General features: G+C 75.5%; 8 protein-coding genes and 1 pseudogene. 6 read left to right on the top strand and 3 right to left on the bottom strand.

The features are described from left to right. Nucleotides 1-27 precede the first annotated feature (27 nt). The gene (locus tag ABD841_RS29680) at nt 28-1,404 is read left to right on the top strand and encodes a YncE family protein (RefSeq protein WP_344978686.1); all 1,377 of its coding nucleotides are present in this window, start codon (nt 28-30) and stop codon (nt 1,402-1,404) included. Nucleotides 1,405-1,485: 81 nt separating this feature from the next. Here the strand turns inward: ABD841_RS29680 and ABD841_RS29675 are convergent, their stop codons facing one another. From ABD841_RS29675 to ABD841_RS29665, 3 genes are all read right to left on the bottom strand, one after another. Next, a complete protein-coding gene (locus tag ABD841_RS29675) occupies nt 1,486-2,676 on the bottom strand; it encodes a LacI family DNA-binding transcriptional regulator (protein ID WP_344978684.1) in 1,191 nt (396 codons plus the stop codon). A gap of 276 nt (nt 2,677-2,952) precedes the next feature. Beyond that, complete coding sequence (locus ABD841_RS29670; protein ID WP_344978682.1) at nt 2,953-3,264, bottom strand: PfkB family carbohydrate kinase; 312 nt, start codon at nt 3,262-3,264, stop codon at nt 2,953-2,955. A gap of 1 nt (nt 3,265) precedes the next feature. After that, complete coding sequence (locus ABD841_RS29665) at nt 3,266-4,294, bottom strand: SIS domain-containing protein (RefSeq protein WP_344978680.1); 1,029 nt, start codon at nt 4,292-4,294, stop codon at nt 3,266-3,268. 262 nt (nt 4,295-4,556) lie between these two features. Here ABD841_RS29665 and ABD841_RS29660 point away from each other — a divergent pair, with 262 nt between their 5' ends. From ABD841_RS29660 to ABD841_RS29640, 5 genes and pseudogenes are all read left to right on the top strand, one after another. Beyond that, nucleotides 4,557-5,423 carry a DUF4132 domain-containing protein gene (locus tag ABD841_RS29660; protein WP_344978678.1) on the top strand — a complete coding sequence of 289 codons (867 nt, stop codon included), beginning with the start codon at nt 4,557-4,559 and terminating at the stop codon, nt 5,421-5,423. Then, nucleotides 5,420-10,486, top strand: coding sequence for a DNA-binding protein (locus tag ABD841_RS29655; RefSeq protein WP_344978676.1), 5,067 nt, complete (start codon nt 5,420-5,422; stop codon nt 10,484-10,486). Before ABD841_RS29660 ends, ABD841_RS29655 begins: the two co-directional genes overlap by 4 nt. 98 nt (nt 10,487-10,584) lie before the next feature. Next, on the top strand, nt 10,585-11,763 hold the full coding sequence (locus ABD841_RS29650) for an ATP-binding protein (protein WP_344978674.1): 1,179 nt from the start codon (nt 10,585-10,587) through the stop codon (nt 11,761-11,763). Continuing rightward, complete coding sequence (locus ABD841_RS29645; RefSeq protein ID WP_344978672.1) at nt 11,760-15,707, top strand: DUF5682 family protein; 3,948 nt, start codon at nt 11,760-11,762, stop codon at nt 15,705-15,707. Before ABD841_RS29650 ends, ABD841_RS29645 begins: the two co-directional genes overlap by 4 nt. Further along, nucleotides 15,704-16,173, top strand: a pseudogene (locus ABD841_RS29640) (hypothetical protein); the annotation flags it as partial. The gene ABD841_RS29645 and the pseudogene ABD841_RS29640, both read left to right, overlap by 4 nt.

Raw genomic sequence — 16,173 nt, 5'->3', positions numbered from 1 at the left:
TGCGCCGGGATCGATCTTGGAGGGCGCATGGGGAAGTGGCGGGCCGCGATCGTCGCGATGCTGGCGTTGTCCGCGCTCGGAGCGGTGAGCGCGACGGGAACCGCGGGAACACCGGGCGCGGTGGGGACCGCAGAAGCGGCGGGGACCGCGGAGAACGCGGCCGGGGCGGCCAAGGACGGGTACGAGATCTGGCTGGTCGACCAGTCCAACACCGACGGACTCGGCCACGGCGGCACCGTCCACATCTACTCGGGTGCCGACGTCACCCGGGAGCTGTCCGCGACCCAGCCCGTCGACGTGATCCCGTTGGGCGGCGCGACCTCGGCGCTGTGCCTGGCGAGCACGGGAAGGGCGCCGGTGCGCCCCCACATGATCGTTTTCAACAAGGCCGACACCCACGCCGCGCTGGCCTTCGTCGCCAGCGGTCACGTGGTGGTCTTCGACGCGCGCACCCGGCAGCCGCTCTCCTGCATGAGCACCGAGGTCGGCGCGGGAGGCGCCCGGCAGGCCCACGCCCTCTGGCCCACCGAGGACGACAAGTACCTGATCATCGCCAATCAGAACGGCAAGAAGCTGGAGCGGATCGCCACCGACTACGCGTCCGGCACGTTCACCCAGGAGCCCGCCGCCACGCTCGACCTGGCCGGGTGCACCACCCCGAACGGGATGCCGTGCCAGGCTCCCGCGCTCCGGCCGGACAACGCGCCGATCTGCCCGTTCATCGCCTCCGACAACGGCCCGGTCTTCGTCAGCCTCCGGGGCGGCGGGCTGCTGGTGGTCGACTGGCGCACGACGCCGATGTCCATCGTGGGCGAGTACGACACGAGCAAGGTACCCGCCAACGGGTGCGGGTTCGCCGAGGCCCAGGGCATGGTCTTCGGCAACGGCGGCGGAGGCACGCACGGCAACCTCGACCAGTTCAGCGTCTTCCGGCTGCCGATGGGCGGCTACTCGCCGGCCAACCCGCCGAACACGCCGGCCGTCCAGCCGCTCTTCGACGACGACTCGCCCGACCGCGACGCCCACGGTGTCCTGGTCTCCGCCAAGGACCGCTACGTCTGGGCCGGCGACCGCGACGCCAACGTGGCCGAGGTCTTCGACGGGGCGACCGGTGCCCACACCGGCACGGTCGATCTCGTCTCGCCGTTCAGCGCGGACCCGACGGTCGACCTCTTCGCCGTCTCACCCGACGAGAAGTGGGCCTTCGCCTCGACGCGCGGCCCCAACCCGCTCTCCGGCGACCCGCACTCCTCCCACGGCACCGACCCGGGGATGCTCGTCATCAGACTGACCGGCAACGGCAAGGCGGGGAGGGTCGAGGGCCTGATCCCGATCTCCAACGTGGACGCCTCCGGCGTCCAGCGCGCCGACGCCCACGGCATCCGCGTGCGGCGGACGGGCTGAGGGGGCGGCGGAGCGGTTCCCGGCGTTCGGGCGGCCGGTCCCGTGCTCTTCCCGGCCGGCCGCCGGTCCCGTCCCCGCGCCTCACCCGCCGGGAGAGGCCCCCGACGGGGAGGGGGCGACCCGGGCGGCGGGCGGCCGGCGGCCGTGAGCCCGGGCCGGTGCGAGGACCGGTCCGGGGGCGCGGACGACCGGTGCGGTCGACTCGCGCTCTATCAGGGTCACGTCCATGACGGTGGTCCCGGGGCCGTCCTCGCGCCCGCCGCGGATGCGCGCGATCAGCTGCCGGGCGGCCTCCGCGCCCATCTCGTAGACCGGCTGGGCGATGACGCTCAGGGCCGGGGAGACCAGCACGGTCCAGTCCAGGTCGTCGAAGGCCAGCACGGACAGCCGCTCCGGCACGGAGATGCCCGAGTCGCGGATCGCGCGGTAGGAACCGACCGTCATCAGGTTGTCGACCAGGAAGACGGCCGTGGGCGGGTGCTTCAACGCCAGGACGCGCTTCATCTGCCGGTAGGCGGCACCGACGTCGTAGGCCCCGGTGCGCCGGACGAGCTCGCGGCGTACCGGCACCCCGGCGTCCCAGTGGGCGCGCAGGTAGCCCAGCAGGCGGGCCTCGCTGGGGCTGAGGACGCCCGGCGACACGTCCGCCGCGGGGGTGAGGAACCTGGCCCAGTCCTGCTCGCGGGGCTGGCGCAGCTCGGCGACGATGGCGATGCGCTCGTGGCCGAGCGCGATGAGGCGGCTCACGGCCTGGTAGGCGGCCTTGACCCCGTCCACGATGACGGCGTCGGCATCCAGGTGATCGCTCATCCGGTCGAACAGCACGACGGGCGTGCCGGCGCCCTGCGCCTGCGCCAGGTGGGCGACCTGCTGGACGTCCGCGGGCGCGCAGATGATCCCGTCCACCTGCTTGTCCAGCAGCAGCTGGACGGCGTTCCGTTCGCTGGTGAGGTCCTCGTCGCTGTTGGTCACCAGCGTGCTGAAGCCGTGCTTGTGCGCGACGTCGGATATCCCGCGCAACGCCCGGGCGAAGAAGGGACTCTCGATGTCCGCGCAGACGACGCCGATGGTGTCGGTGCGGCCGGTGCGCACGCTGGCGGCGAGCCGGTTGGCCCGGTAGTTCAGCTGTTCCGCCGCGTTGAGCACCCGCTGCCTGACCTCTTCGCTGACGCTCCCGTAGCCCCCCAGGGCGCGTCCTGCGGCGGCCGTGGAGACACCGGCCAGCGCGGCGACGTCGGGCAGCGTCGCTCGTCGCTGCCTGGATACGGTCACGTATCCTCCTCTTTCGAACCTCGGGTGATGTGTGAGCCGTTCCCGGTCCGGGTGCTGCGGTACGGCGGCGTCCAGAAGGCGGGGTCGTCTCCTCCCGGACGCCGCCGGTGATGATCGCAAGCGTCAAGGACGGTCGCCGCGGCCCTTCACGGGTGCGCGACGGCCATACCTCGGGGGCGCGGATCGGGCAGTCGGCTCATCCGTGATCCGCTACCGCGAAAGTGTAGTGCTCGCGGGCATGGGCGGGGGTGATCCGCCCGGCGCGTACGTCGGCCGTCACCGCGAACGTTGGGTTCGGGGACGCCGCGCACCTCCAGCTTGACGGCGGGCAGCATGACGCCCTCGTAGAACGCGCTGCGGCTCGTCGCGGCGGCCGTACCGGGACCACCGGATGCCGACGCCCTCGCTGGCCAGGCTGTGCCGGACCAGGTCGCCGGCGGCGTCGCCGCCGATGGAATCGAGGTAGGCGGCGTCCGCCCCGAGCCGCCCGGCGTGGACGGCGACGTTGCACGCGCCGCCGCCGGGGAAGACGACTCCGAGGTCGGGGTATCTGTCGACGACGTTGTCGCCGACACCGCACACCCGCATCTCAGTAGGCCATCTTGTGCATGTAGCGCCGTTCGTCGAGCGAGTGGCCGGTGACGGACTCGTAGTGGTCGGCCAGGCGGGTGATGATGTTGGCCAGTACCGGCGCGGACAGCTCCGCCCGCGCCGCGGCGGGGACGCCGGGCAGCTCGACCGAGGCGGAGTCCAGGACGTACGCCCGGGAGGTGAACCTCGGGAGGAAGTCGGCGACCCGGTCGGCCATCGCGCGGGTGTGGTCCTCGCTGCGGAAGAGGATGACCGGCGCGTCGTCGACCACCATCTCGAAGGCGCCGTGGAAGAAGTCGCCGGAGGCTACGCAGGCGGACTTCTTCCACTGCATCTCCATCAGGTAGCAGACGGACAGCAGGAAGGCCAGGCCGTAGGTGTTGCCGCCGCCGACCACGTAGGTCATGTCGGCGTCGCCGATCTCACGCGCGATCCGCGCCGACTTCTCCTCGTGCGCCTCGGTGGCCTCGGCCAAGGCCTGCGGCAGCGCCTCGTAGCCCCGCTGCACGGCGTCGTAGTCGAGGCTCGCGCCGCCGGCCCGCAGCAGTTCCTGCACCAGCTGGCCGAGCAGGACGTGCTTGGCCGCCGTGATCGTCTTCTCGCTGTGGTACGTGAACGTCGCGTCCCCGAGCTCTCCGAGCGGATTGTCGTCGTCGGTGGCGACCGAGACCAGGTAGGCGCCCGCCTCCTTCGCCAGTCGCGCCGCGGCCACCGTTTCGGGGGTGTTCCCGGAGTGGGAGGACGCCACCACGAGCGATCGCTCCGACAGCCGCGGTGACGGGGCGGCGAGGAACTCCGCCGCGTTGACGTTGTGGCTGACCAGGCCGGTCGCTCCGGCCGACAACGTGCTGTGGGCGGGCACCGAGGAGGCCCATGATCCACCGCAGCCCAGGAAGAACACATCTGTCACCCCGCGGCCGGCGGCCTCCGCCGCCACCTTGGCGGCGACGCCGCGCTGGTTGACCGTTCCGCCGATGACCTCGCTGATCAGCGGATCAACAGGGCGCAACGGAAGTTTCGAGCTCATGCCGACTCCACATGTAGAACGTTCTCACTGCCGGGTGAGAACGCGTGTAGAACGTTCTCACTGGGATGGGGAGAAGGTTCTCAATCAGCGTCTTGTGAAGTCAAGACCTCGTTGTCGGATTTTGCCCGCGGGGACCGGTGTGATCTCGACGGGCCGGGTGCGGATTGTCGGTGAAGACCATTAACGTTCCGCGCATCGCTGTTGCAGGTGATCGGAATCCCTGCCGGCGACGGCAATCCGTGCGTGGTGAAAGGCGGGAACCTTGGGCTGGCTGTCAGCGGGCGACGGGTACGAGATCGCCCTCGTGGAGGGCCGGGTGGCCGCCAGGGCCACCGCGGGCCGGGCGGCGGGGCGGCGGCTGAAGTCGCTGCCGAAACAGTTGCGGGACCACCCCGAGGTGGAGCGGCTGCGCCGGTTGGCCGAGTGGCTCGACAGGCACGTCGAGACGTGCGTGACGCAGGTGGACACCTGGATGGTGTCGTCGCTGCCCGTTCCCACCGGCCTGGTGGTCCAGGTGTGGCGGGACGAGGCGTGGCGCTCGGTCCTGCGCGACCTCGTGGTCGTCGGCGACGACCCGGACGAGGCGGGTTTCCTGCGCGACGTCACCGGCACCGGCGAGCTGCGGGTGGTGAACCTCGACGGCGAGACGGTCCGGCTGTCCCCGGCGACGGTGACCCTGCCCCACCCCGTGCTGCTGCCCGACCTCGCCGACCTGCGGGAGTTCGCCGCGGAGCTCGGCGTGACCCAGCGCGTCGAGCAGATCCACCGCGCCACCTGGGCCAGGCCCGACGACCTCGGGGAGCAGGCCACCCAGGTGACGGAGTTCGCCGGGGCGAAGTTCGACTCCCGGTTCGGCCTCGCCGCCCGGGCGACCTCTCTCGGCTACCGGGTGTCGGGCGGCTACGCCACCTGCGCGGTGCGCGACGCCGGGCGCGCGGTCGAGGCGTCGGTGTGGATCGGGGAGCCGTACTGGGACGGAGACAGCGAGATGGGCGGCCTCGGCTGGAACGACCGGCAGGGCAGGCGGCTGCCGCTGCGGGAGGTCGGCCCGGTGGCCTGGTCGGAGGGGATGCGCATGGCGGCGGCGCTGTACGCCGGTCGGACGATCGAGGAAGGAAAGGACGCGTGAACGGCGTCATGTCGTCGGCGAGCGGTGCGGCGGGGCAGCGGGGACCGGAGGCCGGGACGGCCGAGCGGCCCGAAACGGAAAGCGGAACCGGACCACGGGACCGGGCGGGAGCGGACGGCGGCGCCGGAGACGGCGCCGCGCTGCGGGAACTGCTCGCCGCCGGGGCGGTGCTCCCGCCGGGCACGGAGGGGGCCGGCGAGCGCGCGGTGCCGCTGACCGCCCGCGCCTACCGGCACCCGGGACTGGACGACCGGGTGGTGGTGCGCCTGGTCACCGGGGAACTGGGCGCCGCGGAGGACGCGGCGGCGGGCTACCTCGGCATGGAACCGGTGGGGGAGCCGACGGTGGTCGGGCTGGGCCTGCGACGCTCCCTCGGCTTCCCCGAGTGGGTGCTGGTCCACCACCCGCACGACGGTCACCACGCGCTCGCCCTGGTGCCCGAGCTGGAGCGCGCCGCCCGGCAGGCGAAGTCCAGGCCGAAGGCCACCCTCGACACCTGCCAGCGGCTCGCCGCCCAGCTCGCCGGGTCCCTCCCGTACTTCCTGCCCACCTTCCTCGAACAGGTGGCCCGCGTGTTCCTGTCGGCGGACAACTCCACCTACGCGGCCCAGATGTTCTCCCAGGCGCGCAGGGCGGAGGCCGAGCACGGACTGGCCGTGGACGAGGAGAGGCTCGACGCGGTGTTCCTGGAGTTCGCGCTCGCCGGGGCGCTGCCGGTCAAGGCGCTGTCGGGATACGCCAGGGAGCTCGCCGCGCGGGTCCCGGCGGCCGAGGCCCTGCGCAGGTTCCGCACGCTGTGCGTGCGCCGCACCGCGGGCGGCCTGACGCCCTCCGCGCAGATGGCCACCGAGCTGCGCCGCCTGGCCAGGGCGGCCGGACGCGACGCCGACGCCGAGGAGCAGTCGTACCTCGCCGAGATGCTCGACCTGCCCACCACCCTCTCGGCGCCGCTGGGCTGGTGGAAGGCGCACCGCCCGGCCCTGCTGGCCCTCGCCCGGCGCGACCCCGGGGTCCGCGGCACGCTGCTGAACGTGATGCCCCGCAACGGCGACAACGCCATGCCCGCCTTCTGGGTGCAGCTGCTGGAGGATTCGGGCGCCACCGCCGGCCTGGGCGAGGCCGAGGTGACCCCGCAGGAACGCCCCGCCGACGGCACGGCCGGCTGGCTGGCGCGTTTCCTGGAGATCTGGAGCCCCAGATGGCGGGGCGAGTCGCGGCTGCCCGGCCTGTACGCGCTGCTGGAACGGGTCGCGGGGCGGCTGCGCGCCGAGCTCGCCGCGTCCGGCGCGACCGTGACGGTCAACCCCGACGTCGACCTGATCGACCTGCTGCTCTCCCTCGACGTGCCGGTCACCGACCCCGACGGGAACCTGTACCTGCTGCTGGAATCGTGGGCCCGCGGTGAGGGACAGCGCGACCTGCTCGCCCTGGCCGCCGACCCCCGGTTCGCCCCCGTGTTCCACCGCGCCGCCGACCGGCTCGACGACGACGCCGACGGGCGGCTGGCCGTGCTGCGCCTCGCGGCCTCACCCGGCGGCCGGTCCATGCTGACCGAGTGGATGAGGACGGTCGCCCGGCGCTCCACCGCGGCCGGCCTGCCCCAGCTGCCCGAGGCCTTCAGCCGGCTGACCTGGCTGCCCGGCGAGGCCCTGGTCCTCGCCGAGGAGGAGGTCACCGCCGCCGCGAACGCCGACCTCGCCGCCGAGCTCGCCCGGACGCTCCGCGCCGGGCTCGTCGACGAGCTGGGCTGGCCGGCCTGGGAGGAGGCCGTCGCGGCCCTGACCGGGCCCGACAGGATCCACGACATCGAGGTCGCCGACGCCTGGCCGCACCTGATCGTCTCCGGCCCGTCCCAGGCCAGGGTCATCGGCCTGGAGGGCACCGTGCTCACCCACGACCTGCGCCCGGCGCCGAACGACGCCTACGGCGACCCCGGCTTCCACTACGTCGACGGTGACCTCCTCGTCCACTGGAACGTCTACGACAGCGGCCACCGGGTCCTCGGCTACTGGCACTCCTCCGCCGGGACGATGCTCCAGATGGAGGCGGGATCCGACACGTGGGCGCTGCGCTCCGACACGGTCACCCTGCCGCTGCCCGGCGGCGGGCGGGCCACGGGCGGCGGCGTGCTGTACCCCGGCGACACGGTCCTGCCCCACCGGCGCTCGATCATCAGCGACGGGACCTCGTTCTGGACGCTGACGGACGGCGGCTGGCGCGAGTACGACCCCGCGGGCTCCGCGCTCGGCAGGCCGAGCATGCCCGGCTTCCTCGCCGACGCGCTGCGCTCGGCCCCGGCGGGCAGCGCCTTCCGCAACGGCTGGCTGCTGCCCGTGCCCTCGGACGAGGCCACCCCGGTCGGCGTCCCGGTGGGCGGCCTGCTCGGCTGGCGGGTGGTCGCGCTGCCCGACGGGTCGTCCCGCGGCGAGGACCTCGCCGGGCGGACCGTCACCCTGCGCGGCGGCGAGGACGGCCCCGGCCTGCCGGCGCGCGCCGTGACGTTCCCCGGCGACGACCGGCCGCGCGCCCTCACCAAGGATTACCGCAAGGTCAGGCTGGTCGACCCGGAAGGCGTCGTCACCACCACGGTCGCCCTGGAGGACAGCCCGGGCGCGTTCGCGGCGGGCACCGCGCTGCTGCCGCCGCTGCGGTACTGGTGGTGCATGCGGCCGCGTGACCCCGAGGGCTCCGCGGCCCTGCGCCGGATCGACCGGGAGACGGCGGCGGCTCTGCTGAAGGCCGCGGCCTCGGCCGAGGCCGCCCGGTCCGGGCGGCCGGGGCAACCCGTGCGGTCCGCGGAGTCGGTGCAGGAGGAGCTGCACGCGCTGATCCGCGCGCTGCTGCCGCAGGTCACCCACGACGCGCTGGTCGCCGGGATCGCCGGGGTGGCGCGCTACGCCGCCGCCCGGCAGGCGAGCCTGGACGCCGTGGCGGCCCGGCTCGCCGACGCCCTCGCCGGTGGCGGGAAGGACCAGGGTCCGGCCGGCCCCTCCGACGAACTGCTCATCCGCGCGCTCAACGGCCTCGGCGTCTCCGGCAGCACGTGGTGGTACCACGAGACGTCCCACAGCGCCTCCGAGCAGGTGCGGGCGATCGGCCGGATGACGCGGGCCGTCCCCGAGCCCGCCGCCTCCGGGACCGCGGTCGCCGGCCACACGACCCGCGTCCACCTCGACGGCCCGCAGCTTCCGTACTCCTACCTGGGCTGGAAGACGTTGCTCACCCGGCCCGCGGCGGTCGCCTACCGGGCGGCCTCGGCGGCGATCACGCCGGAGGAGGCGGACGCGCTGCACGAGCTGCTGCGCGAGATCGACGGGCTCGGGATGGTCTCGGCGGCCGAACCCGCCCGTTGGCGTCGTTTCACGCTCCACCTCGACCAGACATGGCTCACCGACGCCACGGGGCAGACGCGGGACGGCTCCCGGTGCGGTTTCCTCCCGCTCGACGGGGGCGCGTTCATCGCCTTCATGGACGCCGACCCGGAGAGCACCGGCTGCGCCTTCACGGCGCTCTTCCACGACCCGGCCGGCCGTTTCGACGTCCCCCACCCCTACACCGTGCGCTCCTCGGGCCCGGTCGGCGAGGCCAGGGAGGCGGACTGGCTCGCGGCGTTCCTCACGGAACGCGCCGAGCGGGGCCCCGCGCCGTGGCACCCGGAGGCGGCGGAGGAGTTCGCGCGGCTCACCGGGGCGACCTCGACGGTGGCCCGGCTCGTCGTCGCCGGCCTGCCGTGCGTCGACAGCCACGAGCACGCGTTCCTGCCGCCCCAGGTCCGGGCCGCGCTCGGCCTGAAGGCGGCCGAGGCGGCCATCGCCAGGGACGAGCTGCGCCGGCTGGACGGCGACGTCCGGCGCGAGATCGTCGCCGCGCTGCTGCCCGCCCGCCCGGCCGCGCTCTGGACCGACGGCCCGGACGTCGCCGCCGCCGCGCGGGTCTGGAACGCCAGGGTGGGCCGGCGGGCCGCCGTCCCCGAGTGGCTCCTCGCGGAGGCGGTCCGCGCGACGCGCACGGGATGGACCCCCGGCGACGCCCTGCCGGCCCTGTTCGACCCCGCCTCGGCGCCGGAGCTCAGCCGGGACCTGCGCTGGCGGGTCCACCGGGACCGGGTCTCCCCGGCCGACGAGGGAACCACCGGGTTCACGGCGCACACGCTGACCGGGGCGATCACCCTGACCGCCTGGCTCGCCCACCGGCTGCCCGCCGGCGACCCGATGCGGGCCGCCCTGCCCGCGGCGCTCGCCGCGGTGCGCGACCGGCTGGCCAACCCCGACCTCATGTTCGACCTGGGCACCTACGTCGACCTGCCCGCGTTCCGCAAGGTCGCCGGGCCCCCCACGGAGGTCACCGAGGGCTGGGAGCGCTACGGTGCCGTGATCATGGCCACCCACGACGACCGGCCGGCGCCGGGCATCCGCACCGCCCTGCTCGACGCGTCCGGGGGAGACCCCTACCTCCCCGCCCTGCGGGCCCTGGTCGGAGACGCGGGCCGGCCCTTCCCGGAGGAGCTCGCGCTCCGCCTGGCCCGCGACCCGCGCTTCGAGGCGCTCCTGACCGGCCCCGGAGATCCCGGGGCGGGGGAGCGCGCCGCCGACGGCACCTGGTGGCCGCACGACCCGAACCGTTCCGCGCCCGCCCTGGTCTCCCAGGCCGCGCAGGAGTACGGCCTCGGCCCGGACGCCGCCGCCCTCTACCTGATGCTGCTCGCCATGCCGGACCCCGCCGACAAGAACGTCGCCCGGTGGACCGGCTGGAAGCCCGCCCGGTTCAAGGCCGCCCGCGCCGAGCTGGCCGCCACCGAGCTGGTGGTCGAGGCCACCCGTGCCAGGGCCGGCCGCTCGCTCTTCCTGCCGGGCGGCTGGCTCGACCTCAGGGCCCCGCACCTGCCGCTCGAACAGTGGAAGATCCCCCTGTTCGACCTGCTGGACGGGGAGGCCGCCCCGCTCGGCGTGATCGTCCCCGTCGAACCCGCCGCCGACCTGTACGCCAGGGCCTGGCAGCGCGTCCGCGACGGTGACGTTCCCCGCTTCGAGGAACTCCACGTCCGTCGCGGCCGGCGCCGCTGAGGCGGACGCCTCACCTTCACCGATACACCCGGCCGCGCGGAGCGGGGGCACGGTCGTGTCCCCGCTCCGCGCGGCCCGAGAGACAGAGGATCCTCCCCATGACCATGACGGAGCAGGCGGCCGTGCCCGGCCGGCAGGTACTGCCGGCCGAGGAGCGTTACGCCGTCGAACTCGCCTTCCTCGCCGCGTACGACGACGGCCCCCGCCCGCCCGGCTGGGCGCTCACCCCGCGGGCGGTGGTGACCTTCATCTGCGGCAGCGACGGCGAGACCCTGGAGCTGCCCGCGTCCCGGCGGGTACCGGCCGGCGACGGCCCCCGGCCGCCCGCCCGGCTCACGGTGGCGTCCAAATTCGTCGGCGAGCGCGCCCTGGTGGAGCGCTGCGTGGTGACGCTCGCCGGCGAGCGCGGCCTGCTGCTGGTCGGCGAGCCCGGCACCGCCAAGTCGATGCTCTCCGAGTTGCTCGCCGCCGCGGTCTGCGGCACGAGCGCGCTCACCGTGCAGGGCACCGCCGGGACCACCGAGGACGCCTTCCGCTACGGCTGGAACTACGCCCTGCTGCTCGCGCAGGGACCGAGCCGCCAGGCGCTGGTCGACTCACCGGTGCTGGCCGCCATGCGCGCCGGGCGCGTCGCCAGGGTCGAGGAGATCACCCGCTGCCTGCCCGAGGTGCAGGACGCCCTGGTGTCGATCCTGTCCGACCGCCGCCTCAGCGTGCCCGAGCTCGCCGGCACCGCCGACGCCCTGGTGGCGGCCGCGCCCGGGTTCAGCGTGATCGCCACGGCCAACCTGCGCGACCGCGGCGTCTCGGAGATGTCGGCGGCGCTCAAGCGCCGGTTCAACTTCGAGACCGTCGACCCGATCGCCGACGCCGACGCCGAGACCGCCCTGGTGCGTGGCCAGGCCACCGCCGTAGTGGAGCGGGCCGGGGCCGCCTTCACCGTGGACGACGCCGTGCTCGACGCGCTCGTCACGGTCTTCCGCGACCTGCGCTCCGGCCGTTCGGCCGAGGGCTGGGACGTGGAGCGGCCGGGAACGGTGATGTCCACCGCCGAGGCGGTGCAGGTCGCCGCCTCCCTCGGGGTGGCGGCCGCCTACCTGCCCGGCGGCGACGTCCTCGACCAGGTGCCCGGCCACCTCCTCGGCGTGGTCCGCAAGGACGACCCGGCCGACCACGCCCGTCTCCTCGGCTACTGGGACGGCCCGGTGCGCCGCCGGGCCGAGGACGGCTCCGCGATGTGGCGCCGCCTCTGGGACCTGCGGGAGAACCTCCGTTGACCGGGCGTCCCGCGAGCGGCTCCGCGGACGCGGCCACCGAGGACATGGGTGTCGACGGCGGGGGCGTCGATGGCGTGGGGGCCGTGGGTGTGAGCGTTTCGGGCGTGGGCGCCGGCGATGCGGGCCCTCCGGGCGGAGGCGCTCCGGAGGCGAACGGCCCGACCGGTGATCTCCGGGAGCGCGCCGGCGACCCGCGGGAGGTCACCGGCGGCCCGGAGCAGGCGGACGGCCTCCCCGATGACCTCCGGGAACTCGCCGGTGACCCCCGGGAGGCGGTCGCCGCGCTCGCCGGTTCCACCCGGCCGTACCTGCTCGGCGTGCGCCATCACAGCCCCGCGCTGGCCGCCGCCGTCCCGGCCCTGCTGGACGCCGCGGGGGCCGAGGTGGTCTGCGTGGAACTGCCGGTCGACTTCCAGCCGTGGCTGGTCCATCTGGCGGATCCGGCGACCGTCGCGCCGGTCGCCCTCGCCGGGACCGGCGCGGACGGCCGGCTCGGGTTCTACCCCTTCGCCGACTTCTCGCCCGAGTTGGCCGCCATCCGCTGGGCGCGTGATCGCGGGGTCGAGGTGCTCTGCTGCGACCTTCCGCTCTCCGCCCCCGCCTGGTCCGGCACGGACGGCCCCGGTTCCGCGACGGACCCGGACCGGACGATGACCGCTCCGGTGAGCGGCTTCGCCGACGCGCTCACGGCGTCCTCCACCGGGCGCGACGGTGACGACATGTGGGATCGCGCCGTCGAGGTGCTCGCTCCCGGATCCGCACCGGAGGCGCTGCGCCGGGCCGCGCTGGGAGTGGGCTGGGCGCTGCGCCGGGACGCGGTGACCTCGGGCGGGGTGCCCTCCCGGGACCTCGCACGCGAGGCGCACATGCGCGAGGTGCTCGCCGGGGCCGCCACGGGCGGCCGACGGGTCGCCGCGGTGGTCGGAGCCTTCCACGCCCCCGCGCTGCTCCTTCCGCAGGAGTACGGCACCGGGTCCGCCGTCCCCGGTGCCGGGTCCGCCGCCTCGGGCGGCAAGGACGGCGGGCCCGCCGCCACGTCGCTCGTCCCCTACGCCTTCGACCTGCTCGACTCCCGCTCCGGCTACCCGGCGGGCATCCGAGACCCACGCTGGCAGCAGGCGGTCTTCACCGCCGCCGGCGACCCCGGCAGGGTCCGGGACGCCGCCGCCCGCGCCGTCACCGACGTGTGCCGGGAACTACGCGCGGCCGGGCACACGGCGGGCACCGGGGAGGCCGTGGAGACGCTGCGGCTCGCCTGCGACCTGGCCCGGCTGCGCGGGTTGCCCGCGCCGGGACGCGGTGAGCTGCTGGAGGCGGTGACGGCCGTACTCGGCCAGGGCGAACCCCTCGGCCGCGGCCGGGCGCTCGCCCGCGCCCTCGAAACGGTCCTCGTCGGCACCGACCGCGGCAGGACCGCTCCCGGCACCCCCAGGTCCGGGCTCGGCCCCGCGGTGGAGGCCGAACTCGCGGCGCTGCGGCTGCCCTGCCCGGAGAGCCCGGAGTCCCGCGAGGTCCGCCTCGACCCGCTCCGCTCCGACCTGGACCGCCGCCGCGAGATCCTGCTGCAGCGCCTGCTGGTGTGCGGCGTCGGGTACGGCGAGCCGATCGAGGTGGCCGGGACGGGTGACGGGAGCGCGCTCACCACCAGATGGCGCCTGTCGTGGACTCCGTCGGTCGCCGCCCTGCTCGATCTGGCGGGCATCCGCGGCGTCACCGCGGCCCTGGCCGCCGCCGGGACCCTGCGTGAGACCTTCCGCCGCGAGTCGGCGGCCGGCGGGCCGACCTGCGAGCTGGTTCTCGCGGGCCTGCGCGCCGCCGCGGCCTGCGACCTGCCCGACCTGGTCGCCGACCGCCTCGCGGACGCCGCCGCCGTGCTCCCCGCCACCGCGGGCCTCGTCGAACTCCTCCAGGGGCTCGACCTGCTGGACGCCCTGCGCCGGCAGCACCTTCCCGGCACCACTCACGACAGCCGCGAGCGTGCCGCCGAGCTGGTCGGCACCCTGCTGGAGGCCGCCGTCCGCGCACTGCCCGGCCTGGCCGGCAGTGACCGGGCCGAGGACGCCGGCGCTCTGATCGCCCTCGTCACCCGGGTCGGCGAGAGCCGGCTGGGCCTGCGGCTGGACGACGCGCTGACCGCCCTCGCCCGCACCGGCTCGCCGCTCATGCAGGGGGCCGCGTCGGCGGCGCGGGTCCTGCTCGACCTGGACGCGCCGGACACCCTCGGCGCCCGCGCCGCCGGGTGGGTCGACACCGCCACCGATCCGGACGGGCGTCACCGTCTGTCCCGGTTGCTCGCCGGTCTGCTCGTCGCCGCGGGCCCGCTGCTGCAGTCGGCCGCGGCGGTCCTCGACCCGCTGCTCGACCGCGTCGACACCCTGCCCGACCGGGGCTTCCTCGACCGGCTTCCGGCGCTGCGCGGCGGCTTCGACGCTCTCGCCCCGGCCGCGCGCGATCGGCTGCTGGCGGCCGTCACCGACCGGCTCGGCGACCGGATTGACCTGGCGCTGGATGCCCCGCCCGCGCTCCTGGCCCTCTGGGCCGCCGCGGACGCGGCCGGGCGGGCAGCCCTGAACGCCCTGCGGCTGCCGGTACCGGAACCCGCGTACTCCGCGTCCGGGACGCCCGCGCCGCCCGTGCCGTCCGCGTCACCCGGACCGGTCGGCCCGGGCGGGGTGCCCGCGGATCTCCGGACCGCGCCGGTTCCCCGGACCCAGCCGAGCTTCCGGGGCGCGCCGGCCCCCCACGCCGAGCCGGGTTCCCGGAACACGCCGGGTCTCCGGGCAGCCCCCGAGGAGGGGGAGGACACTTCGCGGCGGCTCGCTCCGACCGACCGGTGGCGCCTGCTGCTCGGCCGGGAGACCGAACGGCTCCCGGCCGGCGCCCGGCGCTACGCGCACGCCCTGGACGAGCTGTACGGGGCGGGACGGGGAGAAGGAGCCCAGGACTTCGCCCCCGGGGTGCGTCCCGGACCGGGCGACGGCGGCGGCCAGGGCGCGTCCTTCCCCACCGCCCGGGAGTGGTCACAGGAACTGGAGGCGCTGTTCGGCGCGGAGGTGCGCGAAGAGGTGCTGGCCCGGGCCGCCGACACCGGGCGGACCGACGTGCTGCCCATCCTCGACCCGGACGCGGTACGGCCCTCGGTCGAACTGCTGACCTCGGTCCTGTCGCTGGCCGGCGGCCTGCCGGAGCAGCAGCTGGCGCGGCTGCGACCGCTGGTCCGCCGCCTGGTCGCCGAGCTCGCCCGCGAGCTCGCCACCCGGCTCCGCCCCGCGCTGACGGGGCTGGCCACGCCGCGCCCGACCCGCCGCCCCGGCGGCCGGCTCAACCTGCCCGCCACCCTGCGCGCCAACCTGGCGCACACCCGCCGGACCGCCGACGGCAGGGTCATCGTCGTCCCGGAACGGCCGGTCTTCGCCACGCGCGCCCGCACCGAGGCCGACTGGCGGTTGATCTTCGTGGTCGACGTGTCCGGTTCGATGGAGGCCTCGGTCGTCTGGTCCGCGCTGACCGCGGCCGTCCTGGGCGGCGTGCCCACGCTCTCCACCCACTTCATCGCCTTCTCCACCGAGGTCGTCGACCTGACGGACCGGGTCACCGACCCGCTGTCCCTGCTGCTCGACGTGCGGGTCGGCGGCGGCACCCACATCGCCGCCGGGCTCGCCCACGCGCGTTCCCTGGTGACCGTGCCGAGCCGCACGCTCGTCGTGGTGGTCAGCGACTTCGAGGAGGGCTACCCGCTCGGCGGGTTGCTCGGCGAGGTCCGCGCCCTGGTCTCCTCCGGCGTGCGCGTGCTGGGCTGCGCCGCCCTGGACGACAGGGGAGCGCCCCGCTACTCGGTGCCCGTCGCCGAGCGACTCGTCGCGGCCGGCATGCCCGTCGCGGCGCTCAGCCCCCTCGCCCTCGCCCACTGGGTGGGCGACCGCCTCCGAGGAGAAACCCGTTGAACCCCTCCGTCTCCGCGGTCTCCCCGGCCGCGTCCCTGCCGCCGGTGGCGCCGCACGTCGTCGCCGCGGCGGTGGAGGACCTCACCCCGCGGCTGCGCAAGAAGCTCGACGCGGCCGTCGAGCGCTGTGCCGAGCTGCCCGTCACGGCCGACGGGCGGGTCCTGTCCGTCGGCTGGGGTGAGGACGCCGTGGTCGCCCTCACGCCGGGACCGTCGGGTGTGGTCTCCGACCCGGGCGGGGTGGTCTGCAGCTGCCTGCTCGCCCCCCGCTGCCTGCACCGCGCCGCCGTCCTCAGCGCCTGCCCGGTCGCCGCGGCGGACACCGCCGCCGGTTCGGAGGGCGGTCCGGACGACACCGCCGGCTCGGATGTGACCGCCGGCCCGGGACCGGCTCCGGTGGATGCCCTCGCCCCGGGCAGCGCAACGGCCTCTCCCGCGGACCGCGAGGCGGACACCCCGGGGCGGCG

It is taken from the genome of Streptosporangium fragile (genome assembly GCF_039534445.1).
GTDB lineage: Bacteria > Actinomycetota > Actinomycetes > Streptosporangiales > Streptosporangiaceae > Streptosporangium > Streptosporangium fragile.
This window is presented reverse-complemented; position numbering and strand designations above follow the sequence as displayed.

What these genes read in the sequence shown, in the direction of transcription:
- ABD841_RS29680 (WP_344978686.1), top strand. Translation starts at nt 28, where the DNA reads ATGGGGAAGTGGCGGGCCGCGATCGTCGCGATGCTGGCGTTGTCCGCG.
- ABD841_RS29670 (WP_344978682.1), bottom strand. Translation starts at nt 3,264, where the DNA reads ATGCGGGTGTGCGGTGTCGGCGACAACGTCGTCGACAGATACCCCGAC.
- ABD841_RS29650 (WP_344978674.1), top strand. Translation starts at nt 10,585, where the DNA reads ATGACCATGACGGAGCAGGCGGCCGTGCCCGGCCGGCAGGTACTGCCG.
- ABD841_RS29665 (WP_344978680.1), bottom strand. Translation starts at nt 4,294, where the DNA reads ATGAGCTCGAAACTTCCGTTGCGCCCTGTTGATCCGCTGATCAGCGAG.